The sequence below is a fragment of the Thauera linaloolentis 47Lol = DSM 12138 genome, from assembly GCF_000310205.1.
In the GTDB taxonomy this organism is placed as follows: Bacteria; Pseudomonadota; Gammaproteobacteria; order Burkholderiales; family Rhodocyclaceae; genus Thauera; species Thauera linaloolentis.
This window is the reverse complement of record NZ_AMXE01000022.1, coordinates 1-15,339: the sequence shown is the minus strand read 5'-3', so window position 1 is coordinate 15,339 and position 15,339 is coordinate 1. Positions and strand designations below refer to the sequence as shown.

Below are 15,339 nucleotides of genomic sequence, written 5' to 3'. Positions count from 1 at the left end.
TGCCGAGAAAGTGGAGGCGCGCATCGTCGGCAACGAACGCATGATCGCTTCGGCCGACGAAGGCGTTGCATTTGTTTCCGATGGTCCGCATGCGGCGGGTCTCGAGCCGCCCTGCGCATGCTGAGCTATGGTTGGGTGGAGGGTCAGAAGTCGTAGCGCAGGCTCGCGTTGAAGCTGCGCGGCGTGCCCCAGGTGTAGCCCACGCCCTGCCAGTCGCTGACGATGCCGCCGAAGTACTCCTTGTCCAGTGCGTTGTTGATGTTCGCGCTGATGCTGAGTTTGTCGTTGATCTGGTAGCGGGTCATCAGATCCAGCAGCCAGAAACTGTCTTGCGCGAGCTCCCCGCCGCTGGTCTTGCTCTGCCAGCGGGTCGAGGCGCCGATGGTCAGCCGGTGCCAGGGCTGGTAGGTGGTGGCGAGCTTGAGCTGGCGCTTGGGATACTGGCTGGCGGTGCTCAGGCTGCTGTCGTTCATCACATAGCTGCCCTGGGCCTGCCAACCGCGCGCCAGCTCGCCAGAGAGTTCCAGTTCATAGCCGCGCCGCGAGGCCCCCATGACGGGGCGGTAGGCCGTCGCGCCACCCGGTGTGCGGCCGCCGGAAGCCTCGGCTTCGTTGTCGGTCCTGACCCAGAAATGGCTGATGCTGGTGTTCAGGCGCTTGCCGAAGAATTCGCCTTTGGCGCCCACCTCGTAGGTCAGGCCTTCGCGCGGCGGCAAGGTGTGACCCTGTTCGTCCTGCGCGGTCTGCGCTTCGAAGATGTTGGCATAGCTGCCGTAGACGGAAATGTCGTCGTCGATGTCGAGCACGAGCCCGGCATACGGCGTCACCACACCCGATTCCTTCAACGCGTAGGTCATCCATTGGCCGCCGAAGCTCGACAGCCGATAGTCGGTGACGCGTACACCCGCAATCAGCTTGAGCGGCTCGGCGAGGGAGAAGCGGCCGGCGGCCGACACGTAGCGCTGGCGGTGGCTGAAGTGATCGGGGTCGTAGGTCCACTGGGACATGTCCGCAAACTTCGGCAACGCCGAGCCGCCCTGGGCATAATCGAGGCCGAAGTCGGCCAGCGGGACGCCGTAGGTACCGTTGGCGCGGTCCATGTCGGAATCCGAACGTGCGGCACCGGCGGCGATGCGCAACTCGTGCTGGCGGCCGAACATTTCGAACGGCCCTTTCAGCTCGAAGTCGATGGCCGAATTGCGGTTTTCGGCGTTCAGGTAGTGGTTCTGGTTGGCGGTCCCCGGCCACCTGATGTAGCCAAACAGCAACTCGGGCGTCTCGATGCGCTCGTCGGACACATGCAGGCTGGCTGTCCAGCCGGTGGCAAAGCGGTGCTCCAGCCGGGCGAAGAGACTGGTCGTCTCCTGCTCGTACCCCGACCAGGGCGTTCCCAGGTTGAACGAGCGTGGCGCCAGTGTCAGGTGCTGCCCGCCCCGGTATGCGGGGATGGCGTCGTACAAGGCGATGCCGCGGTGTTCGCGCTTGCGGTAGGTGATGCCGCCGCTGAGCAGCGTGTCGGGGCCGATATCGGCCTCCAGCGTGCCGAACACGGTGCGGAAGCGCTGTGTTTCGCCGTCGCGGAAGGTGTCTCCCCGGCCCGCGGCCGCCGCGATGCGGCCGCGCAGCGTGCCCGCGGCATTCAGTGGGCCGCTCAGGTCCGCTTCGGCGCGCAGCTTGTCCCAGCGCCCTGCGCTAACGCCGGCTTTCGCCTGGAATTCCTGTGTCGGCCGCTTGCGGATGCGGTTGACGGTGGCGCCGGCGTAGCCGTAGCCGGCAGTCAGGCCGGCAGAGCCCTTGAGTACCTCGACGCGGTCGATGTCCGTCAGGTCGTCCAGGTCGTAGTGCATGCCGCCGAAATAGCTCCAGCCGCCGGAGATCTGCCGGAATCCATCGGTCTGGAAATTGACCGCCGCGCCACGCGCCTGGTAACCGACGGCCGTGCCGTACTGGTGCACGGCAATGCCGGGCGTCTGCTCCAGCACTTCGGTGAGCGTTTCCAGCTTGAAGTCCTCGATGCGCTGATGCGTCATCACGGTGACCGACTGCGGCGTTTCGCGCAGGCTCAGCGACAGGCCGGTGGCGGTGCGGCTCGGGCCGCGCTGGGTGTAGCTGCCGGTGCCTTCGGTGGTGCCGCTGCGATCGGCTCCGGCGGTAACGGTGACCGGTACGAGCTGGGTTTCATAACCGCCGCTCTGCGGCGCCCGTTCCAGCGTGAAGCCGTTGCCCTGCCGCAGCGCGATCAGCCCGCTGCCGGCGAGCAGGCGGCTCAACGCCTGGGCGGCGGTGTGGCTGCCTTGCACACCGGGGCTGTGTCTGCCGCCGCCGGTGATCTCGGGGGTGAAGGACACGTTGATCCGGGTCTGCGCGGAGAACGCCGTCAGCGCGCTCTGCAGCGGGCCGGCGGGGATGGCGAAGTCGAAGGCAGCCTCCTGCGCCCGCGCGGTGCCGGGCAGTGCCAGCGTGGCGCCGGCCGTGCCGAGGAAGGCGAGATGCAGGGCGAGCGCCAGCGGGCGCAGCAGTTTGGGCGGGTGTTTGCTCATGTTGCAGGTTCCTCGAAGAGTGGATGGCATGGCGCGCATGGGGCGCTCATGCCTTCAAGTCGTTCGAGAAACGCGAATCAACAACACCTGCCGATAATATTTTTGCGTGCCTTCAGGCGGCGATGACGCGCACCCAGTAGCGGCTGCGGTAGACGACCCGGATGGGCAGCGTGGCCGTCAGGTTCTGCAGCACGCCGGGAATGTCGTCGAGGTGGAACACGCCGGACAGGGTGAGCTGGGCGATGGCCGGGTCGCAGCCGAGGTGGCCCTTGTGATGGCGCGCCAGTTCGTCGATGACGCGGCCGAGCGGCCAGTTGTCGACGGCCAGCAGGCCCTTGCTCCAGGCGTCGGCGTTGGCTTCGAGCGCTGTAGTGGCTTGTGTCGCCGTGGCGGAGAAGCGGGCCTGCTGGCCGGCTTCCAGCAGCAGGGCGTCGGTGCTGTCCGTCGGGCGGATCTCCACGGCGTGTTCGAACACCTGGACGAGGCTGCCGCCGCGATCGGCGCGTACCGCGAAGCGGGTGCCCAGGGCGCGGATGCTGCCGTGCCGGGTGCGGACGATGAAGGGGCGCCGTTGAGGGTCGGGCGCGGTGGTGACGAGGATTTCGCCGTGGTGGAGGCGGATTTCACGCTGGCTGGCGCCGTAGCGCACGTCCAGCGCGGTGGCGGTGTTGAGTTGCAGATGCCCGCCGTCGGTCAGGGTGATTTCCGTGCGTTCCCCGGTGGCGGTGCGGTGCGTCGCGGCCAGGGCCTGGATGGTTTCCTTTTGCCGCCAGGCCAGCGTGCCGGCGCCGCCGGCCATCAGCAGCACGCTGAGCTTCTTGATGAGCTGGCGGCGGCTGGCGCGTGCGGACTGGAAGGTGTCGCGGCCGATGGCGCCGGGCAACTGCCCGAAGGTGTGCTGCAGGCGCTGGACGCGTTCCCAGGCTTGCCGGTGCATGGGGTCGAGCGCCAGCCAGCGGGCGTGTTCCTGGTGTTGCGGTGCGTCCGGCGCGGCGTTGAGCAGGTCGAGGTACCAGGCTGCGGCGCGTTCCAGCGTGGCGGCGTCCGGGCGGCGAGCCAGCGTTTCAGTCATCGATCAGGGCCAGGCACCGGGCCATGGCGCGGATGAAGTGCTTGCGCACGGTGTTCGCGGACAGCCCCATCTGGCGGCCGACTTCGGCCAGGCTGAGGCCGTCGAGCTGCACGCGCAGGAATATCTCGCGCGGGCGCTCGCCGAGTTCGTCTAGCAGGCGGTCGATTTCGAGCAGGGTCTGGATGACCTGATGGCGGACTTCCGGCGACGGTTCGGTTACTTCGGCACGCACGGCGAGGGCATCGGCGTAGGCTTGCTCGATGCTGTGCCGGCGGAACATGTCGACCATCAGGCTGCGCGCAATGCTGCTCAGGTAGGCTCTGGGTTCGCGCAGTTCATCGGGCCGGCGCTGCGTCAGCACGCGGATGAATACGTCTTGCGCCAGATCGCAGGCCTGGTCCGCGCATTCCAGGCGGCGGCGAATCCAGGCGCGCAGCCAGCCGTGATGACTTGCGTAGAGTTGCTCGAACCGGGCGTCGATCTCGGCGGGACGGGGTTCCATCGGATGGTTTGCTTGGCATTGGGCGGAAAGTGCCTGGATTATAAACGAGAATCATTATTCATCTGGCCCGGGCGAAGCCGCCGGAGGCCGTGCAGGAGCAGCACGAGACCCGCGCCAAGCAGCGCTCCATCGATGGCTCGGCCGGCCATCGCTTGCGACGGCCAGTAGAGCAGGTGGCACAGCGCCAGCGCGATCAGCAGAATCCCGCCGAGGCTCTGGAGCAGGTGGCCTGCCTGCCGTTCATCGCGTAGCTGCAGCGACGCCAGCGCCGAACCCAGCGTCACTGCCCAGTAAACGCCCAGCGGCAGGGCGGGGCCGGTTTCGGCCGCGACAATCGCCGCCAGTGCCGCTGCTGCGTAGGCCGCAGTCTGTCCCCACACCAGTGCTGCCCACAGCTTTTCGGTCCGCGGCAGGGGGCGCCCCTGGCCGCGCCGGCGCGCGAGCCACATTGCCGGGCCGGTGGCGACGACGATGCACATGCCGATGCCCAGCGCGACATACACGAGCTTGAGGGCAATGCCGCCATAGGTGCCGAAATGCAGCGGCTGGATCATGCCGTAGATGCGCATGCCGATACTGCCGTCGGTGAACCCGGCCTTGGCCAGAAAGCGGCCTTCGCCGTCGAAGGTCCAGTTTTCGTTGCGCGCCAGATGGTGCGGTTCGGCGGTGCTGATCGAGACGGTCTGCCCGGCTGTGCCGACATGCTGGTAGATGAGGTTCATGACCGTGGCGCCAGGTGTGAGGCGTTCGATTTCACGCAGCATCGGCGCGATTTCCGGCAATGGCGCCGCGCTCAGGTCACTGCCCGGCTGAGGCCCGAGCAGCGCCGCGATCGCCTTGTCCTGATCGCCCTGGTAGGCGGCGAGCGCCAGCAGCATCACGATCAGGCCGGATAAGCCGAGCAGCGACCCGGTCAGCGACACGATCAGGTGAAAGGGCAGCGCCCAGACGCCGATGCGGTTGTGCAGGTCGGCATCGGCAACCCGTTGCGAGCCGCCCCGGCGCAGGCGGAAGGCGTCGCGGAAGATACGGCGGTGCGCGAGCAGGCCCGAGAACAGGCTGGCCAGCAGCAGCGTGCCGACGACACCCACCGCCCAGGCGCCATAGGGCGACGGCAGGTGCAGGCGTTCATGATGATCGCGCACGAAGGTCGTCCATGGCGTGTGCGGCATCGGGTGCAGCGTGCCCCCGGTGTCGGCCAGCCATTCCAGATGAGGCGGTTCGGCCGCACCTTCGTGCTCGCCGAGGGCGAATATCCGCAGCCAGGGCAGTTCGGGCGTTGGGCCGAGCACGAAAAGGTCGTGGTCGGCGCCTTGGGCGCGCGCCTCGGCAAATGCGGCAGTGGCGACATGTGCGAACAATGTGCCGTCGGCCTGTTCGACGCGCGGGGCGGAGGGGGCCTCCCATTGCGCGAATTCGTCCAGCAGCACGCCCAGTGTGCCGCTGACGCAGACCAGCCAGACCAGCGTACAGAACAGGATGCCCAGCCATTGGTGCGCATTCAGCATGGCCCGGGTGAAGGTGTTGGAAATCAGGCTGCGTGACGACATCGATTACGCTACCTCAGCGTGCCAGCACGGCCACCATGGCCGTACCGATGATCAGGACGAACACCATCGCGGTGGCGCCCGGGCGGCGCAGCGCGACGGCGGCGATGATCATCCCCGCCCATAGCGAGGGCACCGCCAGGCCGCCGAGGATGAGCCGGGTCTGTTCGTGAAAGGGCGCTTCGAGCGCCATCAGCAGCCCGAGGGAAAGTGCCGCGGCGAAGGCCAGCGGGCCGGCGAGCAGGGTGTACGCCAACGCGATACCTCGCCGCGCTGGCGGAAAGGCCGGCTGCGCGCCGGCGGGAGGGCGCTCCCGGGCGGCGCGCGGCGGCTGGTGTTCGATCCGCGTCAGCAAGAAGACGAAGGCCAGCAGCGAGCCGCTTTCCAGCGCCAGCGCGATGCCGATTTCGGCGCCGAAGGCCAAGATCCACAGCCCGGTCGAGGCCGCCCAGGCGCACAGCGCTGCCGCTGCAGCCGGACCGCGTGTGCGGCCGCCGCGCCAGGCGCGCCACGCAATGAGCAGCCCGGCCAGCGACAAGGCGACGGCGGCGGCGACTGCCGCGACGACGGGAAGCGCCATGATCAGCCCGTCAGAACTGGTACTTCAGGCTCAACCGGGCATTGCGCGGCTCCTGCCAGAAGACCTCGAGGCCGCTTTCGGGGGGCGAAAAGTACTTTTCGTCGAGTACGTTGTCGATGTTGAGCTGCAGCGACAATTGCTTGTCGATCTCGTAGCGCGCCATCAGGTCGACGACGGAATAGGCTTTCTGCTCCAGCTTCTTGCCGGGCAGGAACAACGCATCCGCGTAGGTCCTGCTTTGCCAGCGGACACCGCCGCCGACGGTGAGTCCGTTCCAGGCGCCGGGCAGGCGGTAGCTGGTGAAGGCATTGAACTGCTGGCGCGGCATCAGCGAATTCAGCTCCGTACCGCTGGCGTCCTCGGCGCGGAACTTGGCATAGCCGACGCTGGCATTCCAGCCCGGGCGGATTTCACCGGCGATCTCGACCTCGAATCCCTCGCTGACCACCCCGTCCACTTCGGCATAGGCGGTCTGCGGCGGCGTCATGCCGGGAATCCGGCCGCTGGCCCGCGCCACGTTCTCCTGCCGCATCTCGAATACCGACAGGCTGGCGTTCAGGCGATTGTCGAAGAAAGCGCCTTTCAGGCCGATTTCGCGCGTGTTGCCCTCGATCGGTGCCAGTTGCTTGTTGCTCGCATCACGCTTGCTTTGCGGCTCGAAGATGGTGGTGTAGCTGGCGTAGGCCGACAGGTTGCGGGTCAGGTCGAAGACCACACCGGCGTACGGAATCGTCTCGTTGTCCGACGTGAAATCGTTGTTGCGGTCCTTGTAGTCGATCACGCTGTAATCGATCACGCGGGTGCCGAGGATCAGCTTGAGCGGTTCGGCGAGCGAGAACCGGCCGGCCACGAACCAGGCCTTTTGCACGACCTTCTGGTTGATGTAGATGCCGCCGCTGCCCACGGGATAGGTATAGGCCGGCTCGTAGCCATGGCCGTCCCAGGTGTAGAGGCTCGGAGCGGGGAACACCGCGGAGCCGGTATTGCCCGGATTGCCGATCGTCTTCAGGCGCTCGCGGGAATCATCGTAGCCGAAGGCGAGCTGGTGTTCGCGCCCGAACAATTGGAATTCGCCCTCGACCTGGATGTTGACGTCTTCCTTCGTGTTGTCGACATAGTAAAGCCCCGCATACCCCGACATCGGCAGGCTGTAACTGAAGCCGGGGAACAGTTCCTGATGGATGAAGGAGGTCCCCAAGACGGGATGGAGGGAGCCGTACTGGTAGAAATTGGCGATCTTCGCTTCCGAACTGCGGTCGCCCCGCGTATAGCCGGCCTTGACCCGCCAGCCGTTGCCGAAATCGTGCTCGCCGCGGGCGAACCAGTTGGTGTAGTCGGAATCCCAGTACGACCAGTGCGGCGCCGTGGTCATGCTGCGGCTCCAGTCCGACTGGACGGCATCGTTGGCGTTGCTGGCGATCCAGCCGGGTACGCCGCCCCAGGTCGGGCTCTTGGTGTCGTTCTCCTGGCGGCTGATGCCGGCCGAGAGCAGCGAGCGGTCGCCGATGTCCTGCTCGATCGTGGCGTAGAAGATCTGCTCGCGGTTCTTCAGCCGATCGACGTAGCTGTTGCCCGCGTCGTGATCCGCGACGACGCGCACGCGGGTCGAGCCGCTTTCGTTCAGGGGCGTGCTGATGTCCGCCGTCAGGCCGCGTTGCGACCAGCTCCCGACCTCGGCCGATATCGAGCCCTTGAACACCCTGCTGTCGGCCCGCTTGCGCACCATGTTGATGATCGCCGAGGGATTGCCGACGCCGGTCATCAGGCCGTCCGAACCGCGCAGGATCTCGACGCGGTCGTAGATCGCCGTATTGCTGAATACTTCGCCGGCGCTCCATTGCTCGTTGATGCCGGTCGGCGCGCCGTCGATCAGGTAGTTGTTGATGTTGAAACCGCGCGCGAACAGGCTGCCGCGGTTGCTCTCGTAGCGGTTCACCGCCAGCCCGGTCGCCTGTTGGATGACGTCGAACAGGCGGTCGATCTTGCGGTCCTCGATCATCTGGCTGCTGATGATGCTGATCGATTGCGGCGTATCGCGCAGCGTGGCGTTGAACGGCAACGCCGTGGTGCCGACGTTGCTGCCGTACCGGCCGCTGCCCTCGGTGCTGGCGCTGCGCTCGGTCGTGGCGGTCACCGTCATCGGTGCCAGGGTGGCCTCACCGGAAGTCGGGCGCGAGGCGGCGCGCAAGGTGTAGCCGCCATTGGACTGGGGCACCGCCTCCAGCCCGGTGCCGGCGAGCAGGCGAGCGAGCGCGGCGGGGGCGCTGTGCTCGCCGCTGACGCCAGGGCTGTGCCGCCCGGCGGCCAGCGCGGGCGGGTAGCTGAGCAGCACGCCGGAGGCATGGCCGAAATGGGCGAGGGCGGCGTCGAGCGGGCCGGCGGGGATCGCATAGCTCTGGAGTTGGGCCGGCGCGGAGTCGGCGGCGTATGCCGGTGGCGTTGCGGAGGGCAGCGCTGCCAGGCAAAGGGTGATCAGCGCGGTGTGCACTGCGGCGGCGCAGGCCGTGCGGTGCAGGGGGGCGGTTTGCCGGGCGCGCGTTTCGCGGGCGGATTGCATCGTGGGTTTCTCCTTGGACAGGTGGCGTCACCCTGTCTGTCGCACGAGAAACGAAAACAGCTCATCCGCCGTGAAAAAAAATCGACGGGATCGGGAAAATCGCCCGAAGCCGCCTCGGCCGGCCCCATCGCGGCCGGCCGAGGCGCTGGAGCCGGATTTCAGCCGACCATCTTGGCCGGATCGACCCAGCGGTCGAAGTCCTCGGCCGACAGGTGGCCCAACGCCAGCGCGGCTTCGCGCAGGCTGCTGCCGTCCTTGTGCGCCTTCTTGGCGATCTGCGCGGCCTTGTCGTAGCCGATGTGCGGGTTGAGCGCGGTGACCAGCATCAGCGAGCGTTCGACCAACTCGGTGATGCGGGCGCGATTGGGCTCGATGCCGGCGGCGCAGTGGTCGTTGAAGCTGTTCATGCCGTCGGCGAGCAGGCGCACGCTTTGCAGGAAGTTGTGAATGACCATCGGGCGGAACACGTTCAGCTCGAAGTTGCCTGAGGCGCCGCCGATGTTGATGGCCACGTCGTTGCCCATGACCTGGGCTGCGAGCATGGTGACGGCTTCGCTCTGCGTCGGGTTGACCTTGCCCGGCATGATCGAGGAGCCAGGCTCGTTCTCCGGGATGGAGATCTCGCCCAGGCCGCTGCGCGGGCCGCTGGCGAGCCAGCGCACGTCATTGGCGATTTTCATCAGGCTGGCGGCCAGTGTCTTGAGCGCGCCGTGGGCGTGCACCAGGGCATCGCAACTGGCCAGGGCTTCGAACTTGCTGGGCGCGGTGACGAATGCCTGCCCGCTCAGGCGGGCGATCTCGGCGGCCACGGTTTCGGCGTAGCCCTTGGGGGCGTTGAGTCCGGTGCCGACGGCGGTGCCGCCCAGCGCCAGTTCGGCCAGGTGCGGCAGCGCGGCGCGCAGGTGGCGTTCGCCGTGCACGAGTTGCGCCGCCCAGCCGGAGATCTCCTGTCCGAGCGTCAGCGGGGTGGCGTCCTGCAGGTGGGTGCGACCGATCTTGACGATGTCGGCGAAGGTGCGGGATTTTTCTTCGAGGGTGGCGTGCAGGCGGGACAGGGCCGGCAGCAGCTTCTGGCTGAAGGCAAGCGTGGCGGCGACGTGCATCGCGGTGGGGAAGACGTCGTTGCTCGACTGGCTGCGGTTGACGTCGTCGTTGGGGTGGACGGCGCGCTTCTCGCCGCGTTCGCCGCCCAGCAGCTCGCTGGCGCGGTTGGCGAGCACTTCGTTGACGTTCATGTTGGTCTGCGTGCCGGAGCCGGTCTGCCATACGGCGAGCGGGAATTCGTCCGGGTGTTTGCCGGCGAGCACTTCGTCGGCGGCGGCGATGATGGCCTGGGTCTTGTCGGCCGGCAGCAGGCCCAGGTTGTGGTTGACCTGCGCCGCGGCACGCTTGACCAGGGTCAGGGCGTGGATGAGCTCCACGGGCTGGCGTTCGGTGGAGATGGCGAAGTTGATCAGCGAGCGCTGGGTTTGCGCGCCCCACAGGCGGGCGGCAGGGACGTCGATGGCGCCAAAGGTGTCGTATTCCTGGCGTGTTGTCATTGAGAAAGGCTCCTGTGCTTGGGTGAAAGGGGCGGGGGTGACCCTGCCGGGTGGAACCATCGGCTAGGCGATGGGCGAGTCCGGACCGTCCAGCGATATGGACGGCAACAGATCGAGGGTGGCGACGCGCCAGCGTATCGCGGCCAGCCGGGCCTGTTGCTGCGGGCTGCGGGCGCAGCAGGCCAGTTGCGCGAGGGGTTGGTGCACATGATCGAGGCACAGATGGCGCCAGTGGATGGGCAAGGCGCGGTCGGCCGCGGTGCAGGCCAGCAGTTCGGTCGAGCGCCAGGCCGCGTCCCAGGCCGATAGCCTGGCCCAGCGGACCAGAGCCAGGCCTTCGGTCAGGTGGTGCGGAATCAAGCGTGGTTCGTCGGGCTGCAGGGCGCAACGGATACGGATTGCGGACCAGAGCCAGCGTTGTTTGCGGTCGAGGTTAGGAGGCACGCGGTAGCCACGCTGAAGGTTGATTTAGAAATGAGAATCATTATTGTGAATGAATCTTGAGTAGACAAGCGCCGGCGGTTTTTTCTTGCAGCCTGCCGGCTTTCTTTCGCGCCGTTTCAGCCCGGCGCCGCACGGGGGCGGACTGCCGCCCAGTAGCGGGTGCGGCGAACAATGTCCACCGGCAAGGTGTTGGCCAGCGCGTCGAGGGCGCGGTCGGTGTCAGCCAGGGGAAAGGAGCCGGAAACGCGCAGGGCCGCGACCTGCGGATCGCAGTGCAGCCAGCCGCTGCGGTAGCGGCCGAGTTCGGCGATGAAATCGTCCAGGCGCATCGCGGAGACGATGAGCATGCCTTGCCGCCAGGCGGTGTCGCGGTCGTCGGTCGGGCGCGGGGCATCGGTTCCGTGCGGATGCAGGCGTGTCTGTTCGCTGGGGCCGAGGGTGAGGCCGCCGCCGTGGCGGGGGATCAGCGCCACCGAGCCTTCGTACACCGCGATGTGGCTGGCGCCGTCGTCCTGGCGCACGGTGAAGCGCGTGCCCAGCGCCTGGGCACGGCCCTGGGCCGTGTCGACGAAGAAGGGGCGGCGCGAATCTCCATCCGGGGCGGTGTCGATGTGGATGCGCCCCGAGCGCAGATGCAGGCGGCGCTCGTGCTCGCCGAAGCGGATGTCGAGCGCGGTATCGGTGTCGAGGGTGACGCGGGTGCCGTCGGCGAGCACGATGTCGCGGCGTTCGCCGGTGCCCGTGCGGTAGTCGGCAAACCACTGCGAAGCGATGTCCCGGCGATGTATGCCCCACGCGCCACCGCCGGCGAAGACCAGTACGGCGAGTGCCTTGATGGCCCTGCGGCGTGCCGGCTTGCCGCGCGGAGCGCCCAGTGCCGCGTGGGCGAGCGCGGGGGGCAGGGCGCTGGCATGCAGCCGGCTGTGGCCGGCGGCGATGATCTGCCAGGCCTGCTCGTGCTCCGGGCGGGCGCCGCGCCAGCGCAGACAGGCGGCGCGCATGTCGTCGGTGACCGGGTCTGATTGCAGCTCCACCCACCATTCCATCGCGGCTTCGGCGACGTGCGGCGGAATGCGGGGCGTGGCGTCTTCGGCGGCGGCGTTCATCGGGCGGGCGGGTCAGCGGGCGAAGTAGAGCAGGGTGCCGGCCTTGACGATGTGGCGCTTGACGGTGGCGATGGAGATGCCCAGTTCGGCGGCGATTCCGGCATGGCCCACGCCATCGAGTTGGGAGAGCAGGAAGGCCCTGCGGGTGATCGGCGGCAGGGTGTCGAGCAGGCGGTCGATTTCATACAGGGTCTCCATCCACAGGGCACGGGTTTCTTCGGAGACGGCGACGAGTTCCGGCTGCTGGGCAAGTGTCTCGAGCCAGGCCTGTTCCAGGTATTGGCGACGGAAATGGCTGGCGAGCACGCGTTGCGCGACAGTGGTGAGAAACGCGCGCGGGGCGTCCGGCGCGACGGGCTCGCGCTGCGCGAGTACCCGCAGGAAGGTGTCGTGGGCGAGATCGGCCGCCTGGTCGTCGCACGGCAGGCGCCGCTGCAGCCAGTTCTTCAGCCAGGCATGGTGTTCGTCGTAGAGCGTGGTGAGGCTGCGGCGGAGTACATCGTCGGCCATGGGGAAGAGCCCGGCAAGGAGTGCAAGTGATGGATTTGGCAAATGCTATCCATTCTCATTATTAATCGCAATGGGCCTCAGTCTCCACTGCCGAAGCGCCGCCTTTCGTTGCGTATCTCGGCGAGCAGTTCCACCGGACCGTCGGCGGCCATCGTCTCGAGGCGCACGGTGAAGCCCCACAGGCGGGCGAGGTGCTTCATGACTTCGGCGGTGGCGTCGCTCAGCGGGCGGCGCTGGTGGCGCTGGTGGCGCAATGTGAGCGAGCGGTCACCGCGCAGGTCGACGTTCCATACCTGCACATTGGGCTCGCGCGCGCCGAGGTTGTACTGCTCGGACAGGATGTCGCGCACGCGGCGGAAACCCGCCTCGTCGTGGATGGCGGAGACTTTCAGCTTGTCGTCGCGGTCGTCGTCGAGTACCGCGAACATGCGGAAGCTGCGCATGATCTTGGGCGACAGGTATTGCGCGATGAAGCTCTCATCCTTGAAATTGCGCATGGCGAAATCGAAGGTTTCCAGCCAGTTGCTGCCGGCGATCTCCGGGAACCAGCGGCGGTCCTCGTCGTCCGGCTCCTGGCAGATGCGGCGGATGTCCTGCCACATCGCGAAACCGAGCGCGTAGGGGTTGATGCCGTTGTACCAGTGCGCGTTGTAGGGCGGCTGATGGACCACGTTGGTGTGCGACTGCAGGAATTCGAGCATGAAGCTGTCGGCGAGCAGGCCCTCGTCGTACAGGTGGTTGAGCAGGGTGTAGTGCCAGAAGGTGGCCCAGCCTTCGTTCATGACCTGGGTCTGGCGCTGGGGAAAGAAGTACTGCGCGATCTTGCGCACGATGCGCACGACCTCGCGCTGCCAGGGGTCGAGCAGCGGGGCGTTCTTCTCGACGAAGTAGAGCAGGTTCTCCTCGGGTTCAGGCGGGAAGCGCGGTTCGTCGTGCGGGCCCGAACGGACGTCGTGCGCGGGCAGGGTGCGCCACAGGTCGTTGACCTGGCTCTGGAGATAGTCCTCGCGTTCGCGCTGGCGCAGCTTTTCCTTGGCGAGCGAGAGCTTGGGCGGACGCTTGTAGCGGTCCACGCCGAGATTCATCAGCGCGTGGCAGGCGTCGAGCAGGGTTTCGACCTCTTCCTCGCCATGGCGCTCTTCGCATTGGCTGATGTAGTTCCGCGCGAAGATCAGGTAATCGATGATCGCGTCGGCGTTGGTCCAGGTGCGGAACAGGTAGTTGCCCTTGAAGAAACTGTTGTGGCCGTACGCGGCGTGGGCGATCACCAGGCCCTGCATCGGCAGCGTGTTTTCCTCCATCAGGTAGGCGATGCAGGGGTTGGAGTTGATGACGATCTCGTAGGCCAGCCCCATCTGGCCGCGGCGGTAGCCTTTCTCGGTGGCGAGGAAATGCTTGCCGAAGGACCAGTGGTGGTAGTTCACAGGCATGCCGACCGAGGCATAGGCGTCCATCATCTGTTCGGCGGTGATGATCTCGATCTGTACCGGATAGGTGTCGAGCCCGTAGTGGCCGGCGACGCGGGCGATCTCGGTGTGGTAGCGGTCGATGCTCTCGATCGACCATTCCGAGCCGCGCGGCAGGGGTTCGGGCTTGCGGGCGGATGTGCGCTTCATGTGATCGTCTTCTTGAACAGTTCGCGGAACACCGGATAGATGTCGGCCGGCGATTCGATGCGCTGCATGGCGAAGTGGCCATGCTCGCCGGCAATCCTGGCGTACTCGCGCCACAGGTTCTGCGGTTCGCCGGCGGTGATCTCGATGTAGGCGAAGTACTGGCACCAGGGCAGGATCTCGCCGCCGAGCAGCCGGCCGCAGACGGGGGAGTCGTTGTCCCAGTTGTCGCCGTCCGAAGCCTGGGCGCCGTAGATGTTCCACTGGCCGTTGGCGTAGCGTTCGCGCAGGATGTCGCGCATCAGCACCAGTGCGCTCGACACGACCGTGCCGCCGGATTCGCGCGAGTGGAAGAATTCGTCTTCGTCGACCTCCTTGGCGATGGTGTGATGGCGGATGAAGATGACTTCGATGTGTTCGTAGCTGCGCGTCAGGAACAGGTAGAGCAGCATGAAGAAGCGCTTGGCGGTGGATTTGCGCTCTTCGCTCATCGAGCCGGACACGTCCATCAGGCAGAACATCACCGCCTGTGTGGTCGGGCACGGAATCCTGACGCGGTTGTTGTAGCGCAGGTCGAAGCGCTCGATGAAGGGGATGCGCTCGATCCGTTCGCGCAGCAGCGCCATCTCCTGGCGCAGTGCGCGTACCTCCTCGGTTTCCTCGCAGTCCTCGGTGGGGGGCTCGCCGCAGCGGGCGAGGGCTTCGTCGAGGGATTGCTGCAGTTCGCGGAGCCGGCCGACGTAGGGTGAGCCGAGTGCCAGGCGGCGCCCGAGCGCGCCGCGCATCGAGCGGATGATGTTGATGTTGGCCGGCACGCCGTCGGACGTGAAGCCGGCGCGCTGCGTCTTGTATTCGGTGACCCTGGCCAGTTGCGTGCGCACGAGGTGCGGCAGTTCGAGGTCCTCGAAGAACAGGTCGAGGAATTCCTCGCGCGAGAGCTGGAAGATGAAGTCGTCCTCGTGCTCTCCTTCGTCGCTTGCCTTGCCCTGGCCGGCGCCTTCACTTCCGCCGCCGAGCGGGCGGTTGATGCGGTCGCCGGCGCTGAACTGGTCGTTGCCCGGGAACACCTGTTCCCAGATGCCGCCCCGGCCGTGATGCAGCGAGGGCTCGGACAGGTCGCGTGCGGGGATGGCGACCTGTTCGCCGTTTTCCAGGTCGCGGATCGATCTCCCCTCGATCGCGCCGGACACCGCCTTGCGGATCTGCTGCTTGAAACGACGCATGAAACGCTGGCGATTCACCGCGCTCTTATTCTTGCTGTCGAAGCGTCGATCGATGATGCGGACCATGCCCCCTCCTCAGGCCGAAGCCGGCAACGGCGGGGGGC

The 15,339-nt window shown here is 66.9% G+C and carries 12 protein-coding genes; all 12 read right to left on the bottom strand.

All coding sequences use genetic code 11. The annotated features are described in order from the left end of the window. Positions 1 to 143: 143 nt before the first annotated feature. Positions 144 to 2,540, bottom strand: a complete 2,397-nt coding sequence (locus C666_RS08075; protein ID WP_004336473.1) for a TonB-dependent siderophore receptor — start codon at positions 2,538 to 2,540, stop codon at positions 144 to 146. Positions 2,541 to 2,652: 112 nt separating this feature from the next. After that, the gene (locus tag C666_RS08070) at positions 2,653 to 3,612 is read right to left on the bottom strand and encodes a FecR domain-containing protein (protein ID WP_004336472.1); all 960 of its coding nucleotides are present in this window, start codon (positions 3,610 to 3,612) and stop codon (positions 2,653 to 2,655) included. Further along, positions 3,605 to 4,114, bottom strand: coding sequence for a sigma-70 family RNA polymerase sigma factor (locus tag C666_RS08065; RefSeq protein WP_004336471.1), 510 nt, complete (start codon positions 4,112 to 4,114; stop codon positions 3,605 to 3,607). Before C666_RS08065 ends, C666_RS08070 begins: the two co-directional genes overlap by 8 nt. Before the next feature lie 38 nt (positions 4,115 to 4,152). Then, complete coding sequence (locus C666_RS08060) at positions 4,153 to 5,664, bottom strand: PepSY-associated TM helix domain-containing protein (protein WP_004336470.1); 1,512 nt, start codon at positions 5,662 to 5,664, stop codon at positions 4,153 to 4,155. A gap of 13 nt (positions 5,665 to 5,677) precedes the next feature. Next, positions 5,678 to 6,241, bottom strand: coding sequence for a hypothetical protein (locus C666_RS19310; RefSeq protein ID WP_004336469.1), 564 nt, complete (start codon positions 6,239 to 6,241; stop codon positions 5,678 to 5,680). Positions 6,242 to 6,251: 10 nt separating this feature from the next. Beyond that, positions 6,252 to 8,798, bottom strand: a complete 2,547-nt coding sequence (locus C666_RS08050) for a TonB-dependent receptor (RefSeq protein ID WP_004336468.1) — start codon at positions 8,796 to 8,798, stop codon at positions 6,252 to 6,254. 158 nt (positions 8,799 to 8,956) lie between these two features. Beyond that, positions 8,957 to 10,339 carry a class II fumarate hydratase gene (gene fumC, locus C666_RS08045; protein WP_004336467.1) on the bottom strand — a complete coding sequence of 461 codons (1,383 nt, stop codon included), beginning with the start codon at positions 10,337 to 10,339 and terminating at the stop codon, positions 8,957 to 8,959. A 63-nt stretch (positions 10,340 to 10,402) separates the two neighbouring features. Further along, positions 10,403 to 10,699, bottom strand: a complete 297-nt coding sequence (locus C666_RS08040) for a hypothetical protein (RefSeq protein WP_004336466.1) — start codon at positions 10,697 to 10,699, stop codon at positions 10,403 to 10,405. 200 nt (positions 10,700 to 10,899) lie between these two features. Next, positions 10,900 to 11,889: a FecR domain-containing protein gene (locus C666_RS08035; RefSeq protein ID WP_004336465.1), complete on the bottom strand. Its 990-nt coding sequence runs from the start codon at positions 11,887 to 11,889 to the stop codon at positions 10,900 to 10,902. Between the two features lie 12 nt (positions 11,890 to 11,901). Beyond that, positions 11,902 to 12,399, bottom strand: coding sequence for a sigma-70 family RNA polymerase sigma factor (locus C666_RS08030; RefSeq protein WP_004336464.1), 498 nt, complete (start codon positions 12,397 to 12,399; stop codon positions 11,902 to 11,904). Between the two features lie 77 nt (positions 12,400 to 12,476). Next, the gene (locus C666_RS08025; RefSeq protein WP_004336462.1) at positions 12,477 to 14,015 is read right to left on the bottom strand and encodes a SpoVR family protein; all 1,539 of its coding nucleotides are present in this window, start codon (positions 14,013 to 14,015) and stop codon (positions 12,477 to 12,479) included. Continuing rightward, positions 14,012 to 15,301, bottom strand: a complete 1,290-nt coding sequence (locus tag C666_RS08020; RefSeq protein WP_004336461.1) for a YeaH/YhbH family protein — start codon at positions 15,299 to 15,301, stop codon at positions 14,012 to 14,014. The genes C666_RS08025 and C666_RS08020 overlap by 4 nt, the downstream gene beginning before the upstream one ends. Positions 15,302 to 15,339: the final 38 nt, after the last annotated feature.